Genomic DNA, 21,460 nt, shown 5'->3' on the forward strand with positions numbered 1-21,460 from the left:
ATTTCCCGTCGTCTCGTCAAGTCTGCGTCATCGAGCGGTAGATGGTGTGCGAAAACACTCACGGACTCGGTGACAGCGCCCCGTGGATTTCCTATGCTGAATTCCGCTGCAATCGCCGTATCGCGGACCTGAAAAGAGGGACACGCAATGCACATTCACAGCTGGGAGTCGTCCGATCTGAAGTTTGAGCCCGACTACAACGTCAAGGCGCAGCGGCTGCCGCGTTTCGACGGCGCGGACGAGCCGTATGAGGGCGGGGCGTGGGTCATCGTGCCGCCGCACACCACGATGTCCGAACACGTCAATCCGGACGGGGAGTCCGAGTTGTTCTACATCGTCTCGGGTTCCGGGGAGCTCGAGGTGTCGGGTGAGCGCCGGCGGGTGAAGTTCGGGGACTCGGTCTTCATTCCGCCGCACGAGAAGCACCTGTTGGTGAACGACGGGGACGAGCCGGTGGTCTTCCTGTCGCTGTGGTGGGGTGGCAAGCCGGGCATAGCGTGACGGCGCGTGGTCGGGTTCCCGTACGGGAACCCGACCACGTCGCGGTGTTCAGGGTCGTCGCGGCCCGCGCGGCGATGACGTGCGCCGTTCAGCGCGGCCCGCGTCGCGCCAACGCGCCGATGTGGGGCGGTATGTCGACGTCCGTCGGCAGCGCCGGGTCCGGCATCGGGGCGCCGTGGACCGTGGTCACCGGCACCACCCCGGCCCACAGGCCCAGTGCGGCGTCCGGTCCGTCGCCGTCGTCCGGCGGGCCGGTGCGGACCTTGACCGACGCCTCGTCCAGGTGCAGCGCGAGCAGCGTGGTGGCGGCCAGCTCCCGGCGGTTGGGGCGCCGTGCGTAGTCCCACTGGCCGGGGGCGCACCGCTCGGTGAGCGCGCGCAGCCCGGCCAGTTTCTCCTCCGGTTCCGTGACCACCCGTGGAATTCCGTAGACCATGGCGCTGCGGTAATTGATGCTGTGCTCGAAAACCGAGCGGGCGAGGACGATTCCATCGACCTGGGTCACCGTCACGCACACCGTGGAATCGGGTGCCTGGACAAGGCTTCGACTGGCGACGGAGCCGTGCAGATAAAGCGTGTCGCCGTCGACTCCGTAAACCGTGGGCACGACCATGGGAACGCCGTCGACCACCACCCCGAGATGGCAGAGGAATCCGGCAGCGAGAACCTCGTCGAGATCGGCGCGAGCGGTGCGTCCTTTCTCTCGTGCCCGGCGGAGCCGGGTGCGTTCGGTGACCGCCAGCCGCGGCCCGGCGGACAGCTCTGCTGCTTCTTCCCTCACGACTGACACCCCTCATCGCTGCGGAACATGGGCCCTCCCGGTGTGCCCTCACCCTCTCATTCCGGCGCGCCGGTCCGCCCACACCCACCAGCCGGCGGCGACCGCCACCGCCACCGGCAGCAGCAGCGCGGCGCCCGCCGCCACCGTCATGACCAGCAGGGCGGCCAGGGCGCCCAGCGCCTCCGGGCCCACGCCTGCCGGCGGGAGGGTGGCGACGGCCAGGACCAGGGTGTAGATGGCCCAGGTCATCGCGGCGGGCCCGGCGAGCAGCGCGCCCACACCCCAGGAGCCCGCCGCCGCGGCGCCGAGCACCGTCAGGCTGAGCCCCACGCAGAGCGCGACCCGCGCCGGCTCGGAGGGGCGCGCCCGGCCGGGGCCCGCCGCGGCCAGGAGCGTGTCCAGGAAGCGGGCGGCCGCGCGCAGGTTGGTCAGGCAGTAGGTCAGGCAGACGACGGCCGCGGCCGCGCCCCACACCGCCGCCACGGCGTCCGGCGGCGGCTGCGGGTCGGCGTCCCGTACCCATGGCCGCAGGGCCAGCAGATAGCCGGCGGCGACGATCAGCACTCCGCCGCCCACCGCCGGCACCAGCCCGCGCCGTCTCCCCCGCGCGCCCGCCGCCGGCACCGCGGTCTCCATGCCGACGAGGGCGAACAGCAGCAGGAAGGCGAGTGGCAGCGCACCCTGGCCCGCGCCGTCGAACACCTCGCCGCGCAGCAACCCCGGCCACGGCCAGAAACCGGCCGTGAGGACGACGACGGCGGCGAGCCTGACCCGCCGGGCCGCCGCGCCCGGCGCCACCCCGCGCCCGGCGAGCAGGGCCGCCGCGGCCAGCACGGCGGCCCCGGCCGCGTACGGCGCCCAGGAGGCGGCGCCGTACGCGGCGGTGACGAACCGGCCGGCGGCCAGCGCGATGGCGGCCTGGCCGATGAGAAAGCCGATCAGGTACATCGCGGTGACCGCGGCGCCGGCGGGCGGGCCGAAGCGTTCGCCGGCCAGCGCGGCGGCGCCCGCCCGGGAGCCGCCGGCCAGCCCGAGCGCGGTGGACCAGCACAGGGCGAAGACGCCCAGCAGCGCCCAGGCCGTCCAGGTGTCCCCGCCCCCGCCGGTCCCCGCGAGCGCGACCGGAGGCAGCAACAGCAGCCCGACCCCCAGCACCGACTCCGCGAACGCCAGGGGGCGGGGCACCCGCGGGGTCACGCATGCACCCCCTGGAAGAACGGCGACAGGGGCCCGGTGAGCCGGTGTCCGGCCGCCAGCAGCGGCTCGACGCCCGGCCAGGCGGGGGTGCCGGTGAACGGGTCGACCGGGGCGACGCCGAGGCGCCCCAGTACATAGGCCGACCAGCCCGGCATGATGGGCGCGCTCACCGCCGCCACCCGCGCCAGCAGCTCCAGGTGGGTGACCAGCCGCATCCGGTACTCCACCCCGCCGCTGGTGCGCCAGGCGCGCAGCATCGGCAGGTCCTTCGCCAGCCGGTCGATCGCGGCGGCGATCAGCTTGGTGGCGCGCTGCGGGGAGAAGGCTTGCGGCGAGAGGGCCTCGGCCACCTCCTGCGGCAGCTTTCTGGCCATGACCGCCAGTTCGCCGGTGAGCAGCCCGACGTCCGGCACCTCCTTCTCGAAGTCCTCGCAGGCCAGCGCCACGATGTCACCGGCCCACTGCTGGAGGTTCTGCACCAGCAGGGTGTCGACGGTCTCGTCGAACTCGCGGGCGTAGAAGTTGGTCTGCTCCCGCTCGGGGCCGGTCAGGCACAGATGGAAGCGGAGCGCGTCGGCGGAGACCTGGCGCAGGAACTCCCCGCCCCAGATGGCGTGGCCGCGGCTGGTGGAGAACTTGTCCCCCTCCAGCCGGTAGAACTCGTTGATGATGATCTGGGACGGCAGGGTCAGCTCGCCGTGCGCCATCAGCAGCGAGGGCCACAGGATGGCGTGCGAGAAGCTGCAGTCGAAGCCGAGGAAGTGCACGATCTCGGTGTCCGGGTCGCTCCACCAGCGCTCCCAGCGCTCCGGGTCGCCCTCGGCCTCGGCGAGCCCGGCGGTCGCCGCGACATAGCCCCAGATGCCGCTGAACCAGGTGTCCAGGATGTGCCCTTCCCACTCGGGCAGCGGCACCGGGATGCCGTAGTCGGCCTCCCGGCTGACGGGGGTGTCCGGCAGCGGCCGGCTGATCATGTCGTCGAGGTAGGCGCGCAGCCGCGGCCGCCAGCTCTCGCCCTCGCCGGCCCGCGCGTAGTACTCGCCGAGCTGTTCGCGGTAGCGGTCCAGGGGGAAGACGATGCGCCGGAGGGAGGAGAGCACGGGGGTGGCGCCGCAGCGGGTGCAGTGCGCCTCCGCGAGCCCGGCCGGGTCCTGCGGCCGGCCGCACTCCTCGCAGTAGACGCCGTCGGAGGGGGCGGCGCAGAACTGGCAGGCGCCGCGCACCTCGGCCTCGTAGAGATAGCGGTCGCACGGCTCGCAGCGGAAGACCGGCAGCTCCTGGACCTCCAGGGCGCCCTTGTTCCACAGGTCGAGGAAGAAGCGCTGCACGATCTTGGTGTGCAGGGGCTCGCGCAGCGGGCGGGTGAAGTAGTCGTGGCTCATGTCGGCCAGCGCCAGCGTGGACTGCATCTTCTGGCCGAAGGCGTACGCGGTCTCCCGGGCGCCGCGGCCCAGTTCGTGGGCGCGGCGGGGGACGTAGCAGGAGTGCTCGTCGGAGTAGCCGACGTGTCGTACCTCGTGGCCGAGCTGGGCCAGGTGGCGGCGGAGCACGTCCGCGCCGAGGAAGGGGCCGGAGAGGTGGCCCAGGTGCAGGTCTCCGTTGGGGTTGGGCGGCGCGCTGGTGACGACGTAGGTCATGGCGATGCGACTCCTTTGCTGAGTGGCGTGGTTGCCGCCGCGTGCAGTGAGCTGGAGGTGCCGGATGTGCCGGGGGTACTGGAACTGCCGGAGGTGCCGGAGGAGTTGTGGTTGCCGGAGGAGTTGGCGGAGCCGGAGGCCTGGGAGCCCGCGGTGTCGGCCGGGTCGTGGACGCGGGGGCGGGGGCAGGAGACCTTGGAGTGCGGCGGCACGTCCTCCAGGACGACCGCGCGAGCCCCGATGTAGGCGCCCTCCTCCACCGTGATCGGACCGAGCACGCTGGCCCCGACGCCGATCACCACCCCGTCCCGCACGGTGGGGTGGCGCTTGGCGCCCGGCGGCCGGCGTCGGTCCTTCCACCAGCCCACGGAGCCGAGGGTGACCTGGTGGTAGAGCATCACGTCGTCGCCGATCTCCACCGTCTCGCCGATGACGACGGCGGCCCCGTGGTCGATGAAGAAGCGGCGTCCGATCACCGCGCCGGGGTGGATGTCGATCCCGGTGAGGAAGCGGGCGGCCAGCGCCACCGCGCGGGCGGCCGTACGGTGGCCCCGGCGGTACCAGGCGTGCGCCACCCGGTGCGCCCACAGCGCGTGGATGTGCGGGTAGAGCAGGACCTCGCCGCGCGAGGTGGCGGCCGGGTCCTTGTCCATGACCACCGCGATGTCCTCGCGCATCTGCGCCAGCGCGCGCCGGAGCAGGGAGCGTCGGGCCGATGGTGCGCCATCACATGTGTGCATAGGAATGATCTCCAGCGGAGGGACGGCCGGCTGCGAATCGATCGGGGCGGTACGGCCGCAGCAGCTCCTCCTCGGTGGGGCCGGCCGGTCCCGTGCCGATGAGCTCCGCGGCCACCAGGGAGCCGACGACGGGGGCGGTCTTGAAGCCGCCGCCGCTGAAGCCCGTGGCGAGGTAGCAGCCCTCGGGTCCGGCCGGGCCGATGACCGGTCGGCGGTCGGGCGTGTAGCCGTCGAACCCGGCACGGGTGCCGATCACCGGGGCGGTGGCGGCGGCCGGTACGCGACGGCCGACGGCGGCGCGGGCCGCGGTCAGCTCCTCGGGGGTCAACGGCGGCAGTTCGCGGTCCAGCTCCATGCCGTCGTCGCTGGGCACGCCGAAGAACATCCGGCCCGCGCCGTCGGGCCGGAAGTAGCGGCCGGTGGTGTCGTCGATGCAGGTGGGGATGGCGGGGGCGACCCCGTCCGGGCCGCCGGTGTCCGCTAGGGCGATGCCGATCCGGCGGGGGCGCACCGGCAGGTCGACGCCGAGCGGGCGGGCCAGTCGGGCGCCCCAGGCGCCCTGGGCGAGCACCACCGTGCCGGCCGCGATGCGACCGATGGACGTGGCGACTCCGGTGACCCGCTCGCCGCGGGTCTCCACCGCCTCCACCCGGGTGCCCTCGTACACCCGCAGTCCGTGCCGTCTGCCCGCGGCCAGCAGGGCCGCGGTGGTGGCCGCGGGGTCGGCGTAGCCGCCCTCCGGCTCGTACGCCGCCGCTCCGACCCCGTCCAGGTTCAGTCCGGGGTACAGCGAACGCACCTCGGCGAGGTCGATCACCCGGCTGGCGCCGCCGGCCCGGACCACGGCGTCGCTGTTGACGGCGAGTCGGTCGGCGTACTTCTCGTCCACCAGCATCACGAACCCGGTGCGCCGGTAGCCGCAGTCGCCGCCGATCGCCTCGGACCAGTTCTGGAAGACCGGCAGCGAGAGGGTGGCCAGCCGGGTGTCGGGGTGGGAGGTGTGGTGCAGCCGCAGCAGGCCGCCGGAGCGGGAGGTGGCGCCCTGCCAGGCGGCCCGGCCCTGCTCGCACAGGACCACCCGGCCTGCCCCGGCGGTCACCAGGGCGTGGGCGATGGCGGCGCCGACCACCCCGCCCCCGACGACCACCACCTCCGCGGTGGCCGCCGGGCCGGGTGTCGCGGGGGTCGCGGTCACCGTTCCGCCTCTCCCGACCGGGCCGCGAGCCGCTCGCGCAGATCGCGGTGGATGACGTCGGCCTTGACCGCCATCACGCTGAAGGAGGTGGCGCTGCTGATGCCGTGGCGCCACTCGGTCATGCCGTTGAGGTAGATGCCGACCTCGCAGTCGTCGCGGGTCTGCGCGCGGTAGGCGCGGGTGACCAGCGGGTCGCCGGCCTCGTCGGTGAGCAGATGGTCCCGGAAGGGGTCGAGCTGGGCCGGGAGGCGCGGCTCGGTGTAGCCGGTGCACAGGATGACGGCGTCGACGTCGAGGGCGTCGGTCCGGCCGGTGTGCACCTCGGCCAGCTCCAGGTGCACACCGCCTGACGTGCCGTCGCCGCCCTCGGGGGCCTTGAGGCCGGTCACCGCGGTCCGGTTGAGCATGTGCCAGCGTCCCCGGCCGCTGAGCCGGTCCTGGTAGACGGCCTGGTAGAGGGCGGTGGAGACGTCGGGGTCGACGGCCGCGTAGTTGGTCGCCCGCACCTGGTCCAGGGCCTGCTCCCGCTCGGCCCGCGGCAGCGCGTAGAAGTAGTCGGTCTCCTGCGGGAAGTAGACCTCGTTGCTGAAGTGGCCGAGCTCGTACATCCGGATGCCGTGGCCGCGGGTCAGCGAGAAGATCTCGTTGTCCGGGTGCCGGGCCGCCAGGTGCAGCATGATCTCGCCGGCGGTCTGGCCGGCGCCGACGACGGCGTAGCGCAGCGGCCCCTCGGGCAGCGCGGCCAGCCGGGGCAGGAACCGGGAGGCGTGGAAGACGCGTTCGCCCAGGCTCGGCTCGAACAGCCGTGGGACGTACGGAAGGTGGCCGGTGGAGATCGCCACGTTGCGGCCGAAGTGGGTGTGGCGGCTGCCGTCCCGGACGTCGACGCTGGTCACCTCCGCGGCCCGGACGACGCCGTCCGCGTCGGTCACCGGCGCGATCTCCACGACCTCCCGGTGGTACGCGACCGGCCGGGCGACCTCCCGCGCGGTCCACTCCACGTAGGCCGACCACTCCTCGCGGCTGGCGTAGCCACCGAGCAGGGTGAAGGGGTAGAAGCGGCCGGTGGACAGCAGGTAGTTGGGGAAGGTGAAGCGGGAGCGGGGGTCGCGCGGGGTGGCGAAGTCGCGCAGGAAGTGGTGCTGGATGTCGGTGCCGGGCAGCACCAGGTTCGGCTGCCAGGCCGAGTCCCGGGCGCGCTCCAGGTACACCGCGTCCAGCGGGGGCGCGCCGGCCGGCTGCGCCTCGTCGTGGTCGACGGCGGCCACGGCGATCGAGATGCCGGCCGGTCCGAAGCCGGCGACCACCAGGTCGTGGACGGGTGCGTCATGGTGGGTGCGGGTCATATACGGGTGCCTCCTTGCACGGTGGGTTCGGTCTCCGCGAGCGCCTCGGCCAGCGCGGCGGCGATGGTGTCGGCGGCGAAGTCGACGTCGGCGGCGGTGACGTTCAGCGGCGGCAGCATCCGCACCACGCAGTCGTCCCGGCCGCCGACCTCGAGGATCAGGCCGCGGCGCAGCGCGCCGGCCTGGACGGCCTTGGCGAGCCCTCCGGCGGGCCGGCCGGTCACCGGGTCGGTGAGCTCCACGCCCTGCATGAGGCCGAGCCCGCGGACGTCGCCCACCCAGTCGGTGGTCTTCTTCAGCTCCTCCAGCCGGGACAGCAGCTGCCGGCCGCGCTCGGCGACGTTGGCGAGCGTGTCCTCCCGCGCGTAGACGTCGAGGGCGGCGACGCCGGCGGCGAAGGCGAGCTGGTTGCCGCGGAAGGTGCCGGTGTGCGCGCCGGGCGCCCAGGAGTCCAGCTTCTCGTCGTAGAGGATGATCGCCACCGGGAGGCCGACGCCGCTGAGCGCCTTGGAGGCGACGACGACGTCCGGCTCGATGCCGTACTGCTCGAAGGCGAACCAGGTGCCGGTGCGGCCGCAGCCGGTCTGCACCTCGTCGACGATCAGCGGCACGCCCAGCTCCCGGGTGATGGCCCGGACCCGCTGCACGAACTCGACGTCGGCGGGCACCACGCCGCCCTCGCCCTGCACCAGCTCCATGATCACCGCCGCGGGCAGCGGGACCCCGCCGTTGGGGTCGGTCAGCGCGTGCTCCAGGAAGGCGGCGGCATGCGCGTTGCAGCCGTCCGGGTGCAGCCCGACCGGGCAGCGGGCGGATCCGCCGTACGGGAAGAAGTGCACCCCGGGCATCCGGCCGCGCACCGGCTCCTTCTGGCTGACCAGTCCGGTGACGGACATGGCGGCCAGCGTGGCCCCGTGGAAGCCGCCCTGGAAGGCGATGACGTCCTCGCGCCCGGTGGCGGTCTTGCACAGCTTCAGGGCCGCGTCGACGGCGTTGGCGCCGGTCGGGCCGCAGAAGTGGATTCTGGTGCGCTCGCGCATGGGCTCCGGCAGCTGCGCCAGTTGGAGCTCGGTGAAGCGGTCCTTGACCGGGGTGGGGAAGTCCAGCCCGTGGACGAGGACGCCGAGCTGGTCCGTCACGGCGGCGATCACGTCGGGGTGGTTGTGGCCGAGGGACAGCACGCCGGCGCCGGCCAGGAAGTCGAGGAAGACGTTGCCGTCGACGTCCTCGACGTAGGCGCCCTGGGCCCGGGCGATGGCGATCGGCAGTCGGTAGGGGTAGCTGCGGGCGGTGGACTCGCGTCGGGCCTGGCGCTCCAGGTACTCCCGCGAGCGCGGTCCCGGCACCTCGCCGGTGACGCGGGGCGTCTGCGGGACGCCGGCTGATGGGGGGGTGTGGGTCACGGACGGCTCCGATGGTTCGGTGGGGGTGGATGACGCGGGCTCGTGGCACGGGAGGTCGGGGCTCGACACGGGTGGCGCGGCCCCGACGGCCGGGCCGGGGCCGGGCCGGCGGCGGATGGCCGGGGGCTCGACCGGGGACCGGTGCGGAGCGGCGCGCGGCCGGGGCCGGCGGCTCAGCCTGCGGCGCCGACGGTGACCGGCCGCTCGGGCGGCGCGCTCCCCGCGCCGTCGCCCAGGCCCTTGCGCAGGGCGTCGGCGATCACCGAGGCGCGCAGCGACAGCAGGCTGAAGGAGCCGGCGTCACCGATGCCGTGGGAGGACTCGCACAGGCCGTTGAGGAACAGCGGGGGCAGCGCCCCGTCGCCGTCCAGCGGGGTCAGGGAGTAGTCGGCCCGCACGTCCAGCCGGCCGTCGGGCTCGCGGGCCAGCCGGTCGGCCAGCCCCGCCAGCAGCGGCGGGTGCGGCTCCTCGTCGGGGCCGGGGCCCAGGTTGCGGAAGCCGGTGGCCAGGACGGCGAAGTCCACGGTGTCGGTCTCGACGGCGCCGGTGTGCACCTCGGTCAGGCCCAGCTCGATCCCGCCCGCCACCTCGCGCACCGTGTCGGTGCGCCGGTCGCCCTTGACGAAGACCCGCTGGTCCTGGTCGAGCCGCTGCTCGTAGAGCATCAGGTACAGCTCGCGCAGCACGTCGCCGTCGGCCGAGGAGTAGTTGGTGGGCTTCATGTAGGCGTCGAGGGAGCGCTTGCCTTCCCGGGACAGCTGGTAGTAGTACTCCGTGAACTCGGGGAAGTAGCCCTCCTCGCTGAACGGGCTGGTGTCCTTGAGCCGCAGGCTGTGCGAGCGGACGTAGGTGACCACGCGGGTGCGCGGGAAGCGCCGTGCGAGGTCCAGGGTCAGCTCCACCGCGCTCTGGCTGCCGCCGATCACCGCGACCGCCTCCGGGTCCCGGTCGGCGGCCAGCTCCTTCAGCCGGAACAGGTAGTCGGTGAGGTGGAAGACGCGCCGTGAGTCGCTGCCGTCGAAGGGGGCGGGGATCAGCGGCGTGCGGCCGGGGGCCACCACCAGCGAGCGGGCGACGTAGCGCTCGCCGGTGTCGGTGTCGACCACGTAGAGCCGCTCGCCGTCCCGTTCCTGGACCTCGATCCCGACGGCCCGGCGCCCACAGTCCACCACGTCGCTGAACTGGTCGGCGGCCCAGCTGATGTACTGGGCGTACTCCTTGCGCAGCGGGAACTCCATCGGCAGGTTCAGATGGGCGATCAGCCGGTCCTGCTCGAAGAGGTAGTTGAGGAAGCTGTAGCGGCTGCGCGGGTTGCGCAGCGTCACCAGGTCCCGGCTCGGGTGGTTCTGGATGTCGGAGCCGTCCAGCAGCATGCCCGGCTGCCACCGTGGCTGGTCGCGGGCCTCGATGAAGCGGGCGGAGAGTCCGGGAGCCGACTCCTCGAGGGCGATGGCCAGGGCCAGGTTGGCCGGTCCGAAGCCGATGCCGAGGATGTCGTGAATATGGCCATAGGGCATGGGTGTCTCCCCTTCGGTGGGTTACGTCGATGAAGAAGGGCTTTCCGGGGTGTGTCGGGACGCACCGAGCCGGCCCGACGGCTCGGCACCTCGGGTGCGCGGGCGGCGGGTGGAGTTCCAGGTCGGGTCGGATCTACGGGTGGTCGGCGGGGGGGGGTGGAGGGGGGTGGAGGGGGGGGGGGGCGCGGCGGGGCATGGCCCGCCCACGGTCACGAGGCCACGGTGGTCTCGGACGCGTCGTCCGGCGTGGCGTCGACGGCCGGGGGCATCGTCGTACGCCGGAGGGTGGGTGACGGGAGGAGCGGGATGACGGCGGCGGTGACCATCGCGCCGGCCACCCACAGGGTGGGTCGCGACCCGATGGCCGCGCCCAGGTGTCCGGCCGGCAGGCCGCCGATCGGCCCGCGACCGAAGAGCGTCGTGTCGCGCATGCCCGCGTCGAGACGGCCCAACGGCCCTGCGGGGGTGATCATTTGACGCATGCTCAGCGCGAGCCCGACGCAAACCCCGGCGCCCGCTCCTGTGGCGAAGAGCACGCCGATGAACACCGCCGCCTCCGCGCCCCCGGAGCCGCCGGCCGTCGGGACCAGCAGGCCGGGCACCACGCCCACCAGCGCGGCGGTGAGAGACAGCGGCACCGGCGGGAAGCGCCCGGCGAGCGCGGTGGCCGCCCCGGCGCCCACCAGGTCGCCGATGGCGCCCAGCGGCGGCACCGCACGCGAGGCATTGACGACGATCACCGGTGGGCGCGGTCCGGCGCGGTCCACCAGCACCCCGAACGACGACACGAGCGGCACGAGCGGGCGGGACTCGAAGAACCGCGGCGGGACGGGCCGTCGCGAGCCGACGTCCACGGCGAGCACCGCCGTCGACGGCACGGCGAGCGGGGTGACCCGCACGCCGAGGGGAGAGACGGTCTCACCGGCCCGGATCTTCGTGAAGTCCGGGTCGCCCCACAGCGCGCCCCGCCGTCCGGGCCGGCGGCCGTCGTCGCTCATATCGCTCCTCCCTTGTCAGGGCTCGGTTCGCCTCCGGGCGCTGTGACGCGACGGCCGACGGTCGATGGTGCTCGACTGCTCGTAGGGGCCGGGTCACCAACCGCGCGCGCCGTCGGTCAACTCGCGCAGCACATCGGCGTGTCCGGCATGCCGGTTGGTCTCCGCGACCAGGTGCGTCAGCGCCCAGCGCAGGGTGTAGTCGTCGTCGGTCTGCGCGCCGGTGCTGTCCAGCTCCAGCGCCGCGATGATCTCGTCACTCAGCTCACAGGCGGCGCGGTAGGCCGCCACCAGGTGGGCGGCGTCCTCCCCGTCGGCCAGCCTCCAGTCCCCGTCCGGGTCCTCGGGCCCGAACGGCATGGGCAGTCCGCGCCCGCCGAGCACGTTGGCGAACCAGTGCCGCTCGCTGGTCACCAGGTGCTTGAGGATGCCGCCGAGCGTGGTGGCGGACCCGACGTGCCGCTTGCGCAGCTCCTCCGCGCTCAGCGCGTCGACCTTGGCGACGACCGTGGCGCGGGCGAAGCGCAGGAACGCCCAGAGCATCTCCTTCTCGGCCAGCCCGTGGGCGGGGATCCTGCGGCCTTCGGCGCCCGCGGTGACGGGAACGTGGTGCGACATGGATGTCCTTCGACGTCTCGATGGTCGTGGTCGTGATCGCCCAGGTGCTCGGGGCGGCCTCCGCGACGGCGGCCCGCACCACCTCCGCCAGGGCGGGGAAGCGCGGTTCCCACCCCCGTCGTGAAGCGGTCGCCCGGCACTCGGTGATCAACGAGAGTCTGGCCCAGCGGGCCCCGGTCGCGCCGGGTGTCCGGCGATTCCGCCGCCCGGATCGGCGGGAGCGGCACTCGCGCGGCCGGCGTCTCCGGCCGGGCCGGCGTCCGCCTCCCGGAGGGTGGTCGCGACGGCGTCCGTGCGCGCATCCTTGGACGCGGAGGGCGGTCGAGAGCCGGGGGGCTGTCTTCCGGGGCCGCCACTGCTCCAGGAACCGGGTGTGCTCCTGGGGCGCGGAGGCAGGGCAGGACTGACAGGGCTTTCCATAGGACCTCGTTCCTCGTCGCAGTGCAAGGCACAGAGAATCCCCGGGCATGGTCAGCAGCGGGGGGGGTGAGAGCACCGAAGTGATCGGTGGAAGCGGCGCCGTAGGGGGGTGGGTGATGGCTGCGTCAGCGGGAGGTCAGCAGCCCCAACCGGTGTCGATGTGGAGCGGGTTGGGCGGGGCCGTGCGGCACGACGCGGCCATCGCGGCACCCGGCGTCGAGCGGCTTCCACCTGCCGTCACAGGGGGCCCGGACACTGCCGTGAAAACGGTGGTCATGAGCGCGGCCCCGACGGACACTCCGAGACACGATCGAGCGATGTATTTCAAGTGCATGAAATCCCCGATTCGAACTCCGTGGCACGCCCATCGGATCCAGCCATCCGAGGGCGCTAGCGATCACACTGTCATCTCGGACATGCAACGATCGAGCAATTGAGGAGCTCGTGTTGTCGCAAGTCGCAAACCCGAGGGGGTCAAATCGTGCGCAGCGAGGACATATTAGAGCCGTTTTCCATACCACAGCTCAGCCAGACCGCTTGCAACGCCTACATCTATGCCGCGAATCGCATACAGTTCCTGCCCCAGGAGCTGGCTCGGGACCTGGGCATGACCCCCGAGACGGCGAGCGAGGCGATCGCCGAACTGGAGGCGCTGTGCCTGCTCCAGGGGGTGCTGGACGCTCCCGGGGCACTGGCGCCGGTGGCCCCGGAGTTGGCCGCGGCCCAGCTGTTGGCCCCGATGGAGCAGCACACCCGCACATGGCAGCTGACCATTGACAGAACGCGTTCCCAACTCCAGTCACTGATACCGCAGTACGAGGCGAGCGCCGCGCACCGCAAGCGCGCGGAAGTCGTGGAACTCGTCACGGATCTCGCGGCGGTCAGGGCATTCATCCAGGACGCGGCGAATCGCTGCACCATGGAAGTGCTGACCTCGCAGCCGGGAGGCAGTCGCCCCAAGGACGTCCTGGACGAGGCGAAGCTGCGCGACGAGGAAATGCTCAGGCGCGGCGTGGCCATGCGGACGATCTATCAGCACTCCGCGCGCTTCCACCAACCCACCATCGACTACGTGAAACGCGTCAGCGAACTGGGAGCCCGGGTGCGCACCGCCGGCGACGGGCTGATGCGCATGCTGATCTTCGACGCGACGGTGGGCATCGTCGAGGTCCCCGACGACCCCAGCGCGGCACTGATCATCCGGGAGCCGAACATCGTCGGGTTCATGCGGGCGGTCTTCGAGCGGACCTGGCTGCGGGCGAGCGAGTTTCCCGAGACACACAGCCGTGAGCAGGTGAAAGCGCTTTCCGACGAGACCAAGGAGGTGATCGTCAGCCTGCTGGCGGAGGGCATGGACGATCAGTCCATCGCCCGCCGGCTGGGCGTTTCCGCCCGCACCTGTCAACGTCACATCTCGGAGGTGATGAACAGGATCGGGGCGAAGAGCCGCTTCCAGGCCGGATATCTGCTGCGTGACGTGTACCGCCCAGGCAGCGAGCTGTCACGGTCACAGGCCGGCTACACCCGCTGAAGGCCGGCGCCCTGAGTCCGCGCGAGGGTGGCGGCGGCCACCTCACTCGGCACCCCGTCCGGCACATCGGAGGTCATCTCGGGAGTGATCGCCCGGTCGCTCACGCTCGTCGAGTACACCACGGTGGTGGTGAGGGAACCGACCCGGGCGATCCGCGAGGTGATCTCCTCGAGGTGTTCCATGGAACGGGCGGCGACCTTGGCGATGAAGCAGTCGCTGCCCGTGACGTGGTGGCACTCCAGGATCTCCGGCCAGTCGGTGAACGCCCGCACGTAGTCCCGGTAGTCGCCACCGGGGTAGATGATGTTGACGAAGGCGAGGATCGGCAGCCCCAGCCGGCCCAGGTTGACCCGGGTCCGGTAGCCCTCGATCACCCCGCGCTGCTCCAGACGGCGGACCCGCTCGGCGACGGCCGGCGGGGTGAGCGCGACCCTGCGGCCGAGCTCGCTGAAGGTGATCCTGGCGTTCTCCTGAAGCTCCGACAGGATGCGCCAGTCGGTGGCATCGAGATCGGCTTTCGAATTGTTAGCCATCCGCCGACGATACACAGAATTCCTTATCCGAACCGCGGGAACGCTTAAAACTCCCCATGTACCGACCGGAGTTCACGCTCCTATGCTGCCTTGGCGAACATTGCTCCGCACCACACGCGAGGAGGCCCACCGGATGTCGCGGTCCACGCAGGCACCCCCGACTGCCAGCGACCAAGAGAATCCAGCCAATCCGGGAGGGCTGAATCTCGCCCAGGGCACCGCCCTCTATGTGGGGGCGGTGTTAGGCACCGGCGTTCTGGCACTGCCCGGACTGGCCGCGAAGGAGGCGGGCCCCGCCTCCCTCCTGGCCTGGCTCGGACTCGTGGTGATGTCGGTGCCACTGGCCGCCGCATTCGCCGCGCTCGCCGCTCGTTACCCCGATGCGGGCGGCGTGTCGACCTATGTGCGAAGGGCGTTCGGCGGCCGTGCCGCCACCGCCGTCGGCTGGTGGTTCTACCTGGGCGCCCCGGTCGGCATCCCGGCGCTGGCGTTCTTCGGCGCCGAGTACCTGTCGCGTTCCACGGGCGGCGGCTGGGGCTTGACGGTGACGTACGCCGGCGTCCTCCTGGTCGTGGGCTTCGTGGGCAACGCCTTCGGCGTCCGGATCTCCGGCCGGATCCAGCTCCTGCTGTCCGGCGCGCTGGCCCTGCTCCTGGTGCTGGCGATCGTGGTGGTGGTGCCCGACGCGGACACCGGCAACCTGACCCCCTTCGCCCCGGAGGGCTGGGCCTCGATCGGCACCGCCGGCGCCCTGCTCGTCTGGTCCTTCACCGGCTGGGAGACGGTCACCCACCTCTCCGCCGAGTTCTCCGACCCGGCCCGCAACGTCAAGCGCGCCACCGCCGGCGCCCTCCTGATCGTCGGCGTGCTGTACCTGAGCCTGGCCGCGGTCACCGTGCTGGTCCTCGGCGACGCGGCGGGCGACACCACCACACCGCTCGCCTCCCTCCTGGAGACCGGCCTCGGCTCCTACGGCGACGTGATCGCCAGCGTCGTGGCCCTCCTGGTCACCCTCGGCACGATGAACGCCTACATCGCCAGCACCGCCAAGCTGGGCGCCGCCCTCGCCCGCGACGGCTCCCTCCCCGCGGGCCTGGGCTCGGGCGCCGAGACCGGCGGGGTGCCCCGACGCAGCCTGCTGGTGGTCGCCGGCATCTCCGGCGTGACCTTCTGCGTCGCGGCGGTCACCGAGATGGACCTGGAACCGCTGATCCTCTCCACCACGGCCTGCCTCGGCGCCGTCTACGCCATCGGCGCCGCCGCCGGCATCAAACTGCTGCGGGGCGTCAGCCGCGCCGGCACCTTCTCCGCCGCCTGCGCGCTCGTGATCATCCTGCTGCTGCTCGCCCTCACCGGCTGGTTCATGATCTGGCCCGCCGTGCTGGGAGCCGCCGCGCTGCTCCGCCCCACCGCCCGACGCTCCCCCACCCCGGAAAGCTCCGGCAGTTGACCACTGCCGGCACCGGAGGCGCTCAAGCCTCCGGACGGAGGCCGCCCGGCCTCCACCCGAGGCCCTCGGACACGGGCCTCCGCTCCACCCGGCGCGCCTGCCCGCGCCGACCTCCGGGTACGGCACCCATGCCGTGCCGTACCCGGAGCCCCCACGTCACACGGCCGCGGGCCGTCGGGGGCGATGCTCCCCGCCGCGCCCCAGCGGTGCCGGCAAAGCCGGCCACCTGCCGTCATGAGCGGTGCTCCCCCACCATTCCGAGGGCGGGCGCGGGCGCCGCGGCGGGGCGGGAACCCGCTCCTGGGGCGGAACCGAGCTTGTACCGGCCGGCTTCGGGGCGCCCCTGGGGCCGGCGGCGACCGGCGCGGGGCCCCTGGGAGGGGTCAGTCAGGCGGACGGTCGGTCCGCCGCCGCGAGGCCGTCCCCGGCGGCCGTCCGCAGGGCGATCCGCTGCTCGCCCGCGTAGATGTTCATGGACCCGCCGCGCAGGAAGCCGACCAGGGAGAGACCGGTCTCCGCGGCCAGGTCGACGGCGAGCGAGGAGGGGGCGGAGACCGCCGCGAGGAACGGGATGCCCGCCATCACGGCCTTCTGCGCGAGTTCGAAGGAGGCGCGACCGGACACCAGCAGCACCGCGTCGGACAGCGGCAGCAGCCCCTCCCGCAACGCCCGGCCGACGAGCTTGTCCACCGCGTTGTGCCGGCCCACGTCCTCGCGTACGTCGAGGAGTTCGCCCTCCGGAGTGAACAGGGCGGCGGCGTGCAGCCCGCCGGTGCGTTCGAAGACGCGTTGGGCCGCGCGCAGCCGGTCGGGCAGCGCGGAGAGGGTCTCCGGCGTGAGCCGGATGTCGTCCCCGTCGCGCTCGTCGAGCCGCCAGCGGGCGGTGGTCCGCACGGCGTCGAGGCTGGCCTTGCCACACAGTCCGCAGGACGACGTCGTGTAGACGTTGCGCTCCAGCGTGATGTCCGGCACCGGGACCCCGGGCGCGAGCTTCACGTCCACCACGTTGTAGGTGTTGGAGCCGTCCTCCGTGGCGCCCGCGCAGTAGACGATGTTCGCCACGTCCGCCGCGCCGCCGAGGACGCCCTCGCTCACCAGGAAGCCGGCGGCCAGCGCGAAGTCGTCCCCCGGAGTGCGCATGGTGATCGCCAGCGGTCGTCCGTTCAGCCGGATCTCCAAGGGCTCCTCGGCGACCAGGGTGTCCGGACGCGTGCTGACCGCGCCGTCCCGGATGCGGACGACACGGCGCCGCTCGGTGACCCGTCCCATGTCCCATCAGTCCCGGTTCTGTGAGGTGTGACCGCAGGTCGCTGACGGTCTCACCCTAGGGGGTGTCGCGCGGTCGACCGAGCGGACCCCGTCCCCGGGCATGGCGGAAACCCCTCCCCGCGCGGGCCGCCGCGCGCGTGATGTGAGCCATAGCTGAGCCGTAATCGAAGCCCGTTGCGGGGCTCGGGGCTACCTTCCCGATACGAGCGCCACCTCCCGCCCCGCCCGTGCAACGAGAGCGGAGACCACTGATGGCAGCACCCACCCTCATCCTCAAGCCCGGCACCGCCTGGGCCGACGCCTGGCGGCGCTGTCTGGCCGTCGCCCCGGAGGCGTTCCAGGACGACACGGTCCGTAACCTCTGGGGCGGGAACTGGCAGGCCGACGGCCGCAGCCTGCCCGCCACCACCCCGGTCGACGGCACCCCGATCGTCGGCCCGCCACGACTGGACGCCGACACCGCGCGGCGCGCCGTACGGGCCGCCCTCGACCAGCACCGCGACTGGCGGCAGGTCGCCCTGCCGGAGCGCAAGGCCCGCGTCGGCGCGGCCCTGGACGCCCTCACCGAGCACCGTGAGCTCCTCTCCCTGCTGCTGGTCTGGGAGATCGGCAAGCCGTGGCGGCTGGCGCGGGCGGATGTGGACCGCGCCATCGACGGCGTGCGGTGGTACGTGGCCGAGATCGACCGCATGCTGGACGGGCGGAGCCCGCTCGACGGCCCGGTCAGCAACATCGCGAGCTGGAACTACCCGATGAGCGTCCTGGTCCACGCCATGCTCGTGCAGGCGCTGGCGGGCAACGCGGTCATCGCCAAGACCCCGACCGACGGCGGCGTCGGCTGTCTCACCCTCGCCGCCGCGCTCGCCGCGCGCGAGGGCCTCCCGATCACCCTGGTCAGCGGCAGCGGCGGCGAGCTCTCCGAGTCCCTGGTGCGCGCCCCGGAGATCGGCTGCGTCTCCTTCGTCGGCGGCCGTGACACCGGGGCCCGGGTGGCGACCGCCGTGGCCGACCTGGGCAAACGGCACATCCTCGAGCAGGAGGGGCTCAACGCCTGGGGGGTGTGGAACTACACCGACTGGGAGGCGCTGGGCGCCCAGATCCGCAAGACCTTCGACTACGGCAAGCAGCGCTGCACGGCGTATCCGCGCTTCGTGGTCCAGCGGTCCGCCTTCGACGCGTTCCTGGCCACCTACCTCCCGGCGGTGCGCTCGGTGCGCGTGGGGCACCCGCTGGCGGTCGCGGACCCGGACGACGCCCTCCCCGAGCTGGACTTCGGCCCGCTGATCAACGCCGCCAAGGCCAAGGAGCTGTCCGACCAGGTGACCGAGGCGATCGACCGCGGGGCGGTCCCGCTGCACCGCGGCCGTCTCACGGACGGCCATGTCCTCCCCGGCCAGGACCTCTCGGCGTACGTCGCCCCGGTCACCCTGCTCAACCCGCCCTCGACCTCCCCGCTGCACCACGCCGAGCCGTTCGGCCCGGTCGACACGATCGTGCTGGTCGATACCGAGGCCGAGCTGCTGGCGGCCATGAACGCCAGCAACGGCGCGCTGGTCGCCACCCTGTCCTGCGACGACCCGGCCGCCTACGAGCGGCTCGCCCCGCAGATCCGGGCCTTCAAGGTCGGCCGTGGCAAGCCGCGCTCCCGCGGTGACCGCGACGAGCTCTTCGGCGGCTTCGGCGCCTCCTGGCGCGGGGCCTTCGTCGGCGGCGAACTGCTGGTGCGAGCGGTCACCCGAGGCCCGGAGGGCGAGCGACCGCCGGGGAACTTCCCGGACTACCACCTGATGCCGTAACCGCACGGCCTGCCGGCCGGCCCGTGGCCCCTTGACGGCCGGCTCCGTGGCCGCTGAACGCCGAGGCCCCTTCCGCCAGCCCTGCGGCCCCTCCCTCCGACGCCACGGCCGTACCGCCGGATACGGCGGCCCTACCGTCTGGCGCCATGCCGCTACGGACCGCGCACCGTACGCTCCCGGCCCCACCCGGAACGTGCGGTGCCGCGGTGGCGCCGCACCGGCGCCACGGAGCCTGGATCAGGCTTCCCATAAATCGGCTTTATGCCTCATCCCGGACGGATACGCAGGTGAAACGCACTCCAAAACCTTGGTATCGTTATCCATGTCGCCGCGGGGAACACTGCGGAGCACACCTGAGTCCGGGTGGCGGAATGGCAGACGCGCTAGCTTGAGGTGCTAGTGCCCTTTATCGGGCGTGGGGGTTCAAGTCCCCCCTCGGACACCAGCAGAGACCCCAGTTGATCTGGGGTTTTTCTGTTTCTGGGCTGCGGCGCGACCGACAGCCACGTGACCAACAGGCGAGCGAACTTCCTCGTCAGACCAGGGATGACAGGCTGAGTCGCCTGGCTCCGTAGCCATCCGGATCAGGCACCGCGAACGCTGGCTGTCAGTGGCGGCGCCTACTGTGCGCCCATGGACGACAACCCTCAGAAGCCGATGGCGGCTCGGTTCTTAGCCCGACCCGAGGCCACGCGGAACGTAGCCCCTCCTGAGGGGCCGGGAGCCGATGCGAAGCCGAAGGGCATCGCGCTGTATCACGACATGCGGGTTGAGGAGGACTTCACCAAGTGCGCCACCCGCATCTTCTCCATCCTCAAGGAAGCCGCGGCGATGAGTCCCGGCGCTCCGCGCCACCTCTACCTCGACATCCAGGGGCACCGCAATTCCGCCGGCGGCTACGACGCCGATGCCTTCGAGATCATCCACGACTTCCTGCTGGGATTCCTCAGCCCGTATCTCACGGAGATCAGCACACCGCTCTACCAGGCGAGAAACCCCGAGCCGCAACGTGAGAACATCCCTGATGTCCTGAACATACGAGACCCCGGCCGTGAACACGCCTACGACCACCGCGAGCTGCGCGTACGCAACCGGGACGGTCACCCCGACCAGCGCCGGTCCAGACCCCCCGTCCGAGCCATTGCCGACTACCTCGGTCTCGATGAGCCGATCTGCCTGATCTGCTGGCAGGCGCCGGTGGAGAGAGCACATGTGGTCCCGGAGTCCCTCGGCGGTTCCAACGATGTGCGAAACTTCGCCCTCCTCTGCCCGCGCCACCATCGTGAGGCGCCCGATGTCGCGGACGCCGAGGCGTTCTGGTCCTGGGTCGACTACGCATGTGAACGCGACGGCCATATGAAGTGGGAGGGTGTGCAGCCGGAGATGCTGGCAAAGGCGGAACTCGTCGGCCTTCACATCGAGACGTCCGGACCCGTACGGAAAAGCCTGCGCCATTTCGACCGAGTCCGGGACGAACTCGTGCGTCACTACGGCTGGCGCCCGGAAGACTTCGCTGGCGGCCACCACTGGGGAGCGCTGATGGACGAGTTCCACACCGTGATGGACGCGGCGACCAGCACTCACTTCAACGTCGCCAAGAAGGCATCCACCGAGGCATGGGCCTTCGAAGTGGCTCGCAGACGCCTGAGAGACGGGGCTGCGGAGCACGAGGTCGGCGATGATCGGCCAGCGGTGTCGAGCCGTCCGTCGGTTGAATTGGCGGACCGGACGGTGCGCAAGTCGTCAAACAACGGTGGCGCGCAGAGCCTGGTCGATGCCGCGCGGCGGGCCGACATCGCGATCGAGGCGGCGGCACTCGTGCGCGACATCATCGGTTCGACGGGGGCTTCGAGAGCCGAGGAGGTTCTGCGAGGCATCGAAGAGGAGATGGCGGACCGCACCGCACAATTCGAGAGGCTGGCTGACGAGTTGACGGGTCACGCGGTCTGTCGGCACTGCGGCCACGCTATAGCTCGGATCGGGGACGCTCCCTGGCGCCATAGCGCTGCGGCGCCCATGTCCCGTGGCTGCCGGGCCGCCAGTTTCGACCGGCACGGCACTTGGGACAATTCCCTCGACCGAGCGTGGAAAGCGAGTCCGCCGAAGACGTATCGGTGAGCTGTCCGTGGATATCGAAGCGCCGCGGTGATGCGTTGTCGGAATGGTTGGGACGCTCGACTCTCCCTCCTCTGGGTGCCGGCCAACCTCCGGAGGCCCTGGTCCGGTGCCGGCTGCGGGCGCTGCACATCGCATCCCACGACCGACACCGGTCCGCACACGGGGGGCGCCACCAGGACGCAGCTGGTGGCCCGCCAGCGGTCGGACCACCAGCCGGAGCACCAGCCGTCCTCGGGCTCGACCGTCGACGAGGGGCTTACCAGGCGAGCCCGTACTGGAGCAGCAAGAACCCCAGTTGATCTGGGGTTTTCTGCTTTCCCGGCGCCTGGCGGCGTTCAGCGTGACCCACCGTGTGCCTGCGAACAGGGCCGCGTCATCGTGCCGGCCGTCAGGCGAGGTGGTGTTCCCAGCGC

Annotated in this window: 16 protein-coding genes, 1 tRNA gene and 1 pseudogene; 6 read left to right on the forward strand and 12 right to left on the reverse strand. The window is 72.2% G+C overall.

The features are described from left to right. Positions 1-147 precede the first annotated feature (147 nt). Positions 148-501, forward strand: coding sequence for a cupin domain-containing protein (locus LRS74_RS06485; protein WP_277740090.1), 354 nt, complete (start codon positions 148-150; stop codon positions 499-501). Between the two features lie 88 nt (positions 502-589). Here LRS74_RS06485 and LRS74_RS06490 read toward each other — a convergent pair whose 3' ends face one another. From LRS74_RS06490 to LRS74_RS06535, 10 genes are all read right to left on the reverse strand, one after another. Continuing rightward, positions 590-1,282, reverse strand: coding sequence for a pyridoxamine 5'-phosphate oxidase family protein (locus tag LRS74_RS06490; protein ID WP_277740091.1), 693 nt, complete (start codon positions 1,280-1,282; stop codon positions 590-592). Positions 1,283-1,330: 48 nt separating this feature from the next. Next, a complete protein-coding gene (locus LRS74_RS06495) occupies positions 1,331-2,479 on the reverse strand; it encodes a hypothetical protein (RefSeq protein WP_277740092.1) in 1,149 nt (382 codons plus the stop codon). Continuing rightward, entirely contained in the window at positions 2,476-4,116 is a 1,641-nt protein-coding gene (locus LRS74_RS06500; protein ID WP_277740093.1) for a class I tRNA ligase family protein, read from the reverse strand. The genes LRS74_RS06495 and LRS74_RS06500 overlap by 4 nt, the downstream gene beginning before the upstream one ends. Continuing rightward, a complete protein-coding gene (gene epsC, locus LRS74_RS06505; RefSeq protein WP_277740094.1) occupies positions 4,113-4,793 on the reverse strand; it encodes a serine O-acetyltransferase EpsC in 681 nt (226 codons plus the stop codon). Before epsC ends, LRS74_RS06500 begins: the two co-directional genes overlap by 4 nt. A gap of 49 nt (positions 4,794-4,842) precedes the next feature. After that, complete coding sequence (locus tag LRS74_RS06510; protein WP_277740095.1) at positions 4,843-6,051, reverse strand: FAD-binding oxidoreductase; 1,209 nt, start codon at positions 6,049-6,051, stop codon at positions 4,843-4,845. After that, positions 6,048-7,397, reverse strand: a complete 1,350-nt coding sequence (locus LRS74_RS06515) for a SidA/IucD/PvdA family monooxygenase (protein WP_277740096.1) — start codon at positions 7,395-7,397, stop codon at positions 6,048-6,050. The genes LRS74_RS06510 and LRS74_RS06515 overlap by 4 nt, the downstream gene beginning before the upstream one ends. Further along, complete coding sequence (locus LRS74_RS06520; RefSeq protein ID WP_277740098.1) at positions 7,394-8,800, reverse strand: diaminobutyrate--2-oxoglutarate transaminase family protein; 1,407 nt, start codon at positions 8,798-8,800, stop codon at positions 7,394-7,396. The genes LRS74_RS06515 and LRS74_RS06520 overlap by 4 nt, the downstream gene beginning before the upstream one ends. A gap of 173 nt (positions 8,801-8,973) precedes the next feature. After that, on the reverse strand, positions 8,974-10,317 hold the full coding sequence (locus tag LRS74_RS06525) for a SidA/IucD/PvdA family monooxygenase (protein WP_277740099.1): 1,344 nt from the start codon (positions 10,315-10,317) through the stop codon (positions 8,974-8,976). 209 nt (positions 10,318-10,526) lie between these two features. Next, complete coding sequence (locus LRS74_RS06530; RefSeq protein WP_277740100.1) at positions 10,527-11,315, reverse strand: hypothetical protein; 789 nt, start codon at positions 11,313-11,315, stop codon at positions 10,527-10,529. 93 nt (positions 11,316-11,408) lie between these two features. Beyond that, complete coding sequence (locus LRS74_RS06535) at positions 11,409-11,930, reverse strand: DinB family protein (protein ID WP_277740101.1); 522 nt, start codon at positions 11,928-11,930, stop codon at positions 11,409-11,411. Positions 11,931-12,831: 901 nt separating this feature from the next. Between LRS74_RS06535 and LRS74_RS06540 the strand changes: the two genes are divergently transcribed. Beyond that, on the forward strand, positions 12,832-13,881 hold the full coding sequence (locus tag LRS74_RS06540; RefSeq protein WP_277740102.1) for a helix-turn-helix transcriptional regulator: 1,050 nt from the start codon (positions 12,832-12,834) through the stop codon (positions 13,879-13,881). Between the two features lie 86 nt (positions 13,882-13,967). On the opposite strand, the pseudogene LRS74_RS06545 reads toward LRS74_RS06540, so the two are convergent. After that, positions 13,968-14,414: pseudogene (locus LRS74_RS06545) on the reverse strand (Lrp/AsnC family transcriptional regulator); the annotation flags it as partial. Positions 14,415-14,547: 133 nt separating this feature from the next. Here LRS74_RS06545 and LRS74_RS06550 point away from each other — a divergent pair. Beyond that, positions 14,548-15,864 carry an amino acid permease gene (locus LRS74_RS06550; protein WP_277740103.1) on the forward strand — a complete coding sequence of 439 codons (1,317 nt, stop codon included), beginning with the start codon at positions 14,548-14,550 and terminating at the stop codon, positions 15,862-15,864. A 387-nt stretch (positions 15,865-16,251) separates the two neighbouring features. Here LRS74_RS06550 and fdhD read toward each other — a convergent pair whose 3' ends face one another. Next, positions 16,252-17,133: a formate dehydrogenase accessory sulfurtransferase FdhD gene (gene fdhD, locus LRS74_RS06555; RefSeq protein ID WP_277740105.1), complete on the reverse strand. Its 882-nt coding sequence runs from the start codon at positions 17,131-17,133 to the stop codon at positions 16,252-16,254. A gap of 251 nt (positions 17,134-17,384) precedes the next feature. Between fdhD and LRS74_RS06560 the strand changes: the two genes are divergently transcribed. From LRS74_RS06560 to LRS74_RS06570, 3 genes are all read left to right on the forward strand, one after another. Then, on the forward strand, positions 17,385-18,929 hold the full coding sequence (locus LRS74_RS06560; RefSeq protein ID WP_277740106.1) for an aldehyde dehydrogenase family protein: 1,545 nt from the start codon (positions 17,385-17,387) through the stop codon (positions 18,927-18,929). A gap of 357 nt (positions 18,930-19,286) precedes the next feature. Further along, positions 19,287-19,374: transfer RNA gene (locus LRS74_RS06565), tRNA-Leu, on the forward strand. Between the two features lie 188 nt (positions 19,375-19,562). After that, complete coding sequence (locus LRS74_RS06570) at positions 19,563-21,047, forward strand: HNH endonuclease (protein WP_277740107.1); 1,485 nt, start codon at positions 19,563-19,565, stop codon at positions 21,045-21,047. The last annotated feature ends 413 nt before the right edge of the window (positions 21,048-21,460 follow it).

It is taken from the genome of Streptomyces sp. LX-29, assembly GCF_029541745.1.
GTDB lineage: Bacteria > Actinomycetota > Actinomycetes > Streptomycetales > Streptomycetaceae > Streptomyces.

Bases quoted from the DNA above. Each gene is read 5' to 3' on its own strand.
- LRS74_RS06515 (WP_277740096.1), bottom strand. From the start codon at position 7,397: ATGACCCGCACCCACCATGACGCACCCGTCCACGACCTGGTGGTCGCC.
- LRS74_RS06535 (WP_277740101.1), bottom strand. From the start codon at position 11,930: ATGTCGCACCACGTTCCCGTCACCGCGGGCGCCGAAGGCCGCAGGATC.
- epsC (WP_277740094.1), bottom strand. From the start codon at position 4,793: ATGCGCGAGGACATCGCGGTGGTCATGGACAAGGACCCGGCCGCCACC.
- LRS74_RS06560 (WP_277740106.1), top strand. From the start codon at position 17,385: ATGGCAGCACCCACCCTCATCCTCAAGCCCGGCACCGCCTGGGCCGAC.
- LRS74_RS06500 (WP_277740093.1), bottom strand. From the start codon at position 4,116: ATGACCTACGTCGTCACCAGCGCGCCGCCCAACCCCAACGGAGACCTG.
- LRS74_RS06550 (WP_277740103.1), top strand. From the start codon at position 14,548: ATGTCGCGGTCCACGCAGGCACCCCCGACTGCCAGCGACCAAGAGAAT.
- LRS74_RS06525 (WP_277740099.1), bottom strand. From the start codon at position 10,317: ATGCCCTATGGCCATATTCACGACATCCTCGGCATCGGCTTCGGACCG.
- LRS74_RS06570 (WP_277740107.1), top strand. From the start codon at position 19,563: ATGGACGACAACCCTCAGAAGCCGATGGCGGCTCGGTTCTTAGCCCGA.
- fdhD (WP_277740105.1), bottom strand. From the start codon at position 17,133: ATGGGACGGGTCACCGAGCGGCGCCGTGTCGTCCGCATCCGGGACGGC.
- LRS74_RS06485 (WP_277740090.1), top strand. From the start codon at position 148: ATGCACATTCACAGCTGGGAGTCGTCCGATCTGAAGTTTGAGCCCGAC.
- LRS74_RS06530 (WP_277740100.1), bottom strand. From the start codon at position 11,315: ATGAGCGACGACGGCCGCCGGCCCGGACGGCGGGGCGCGCTGTGGGGC.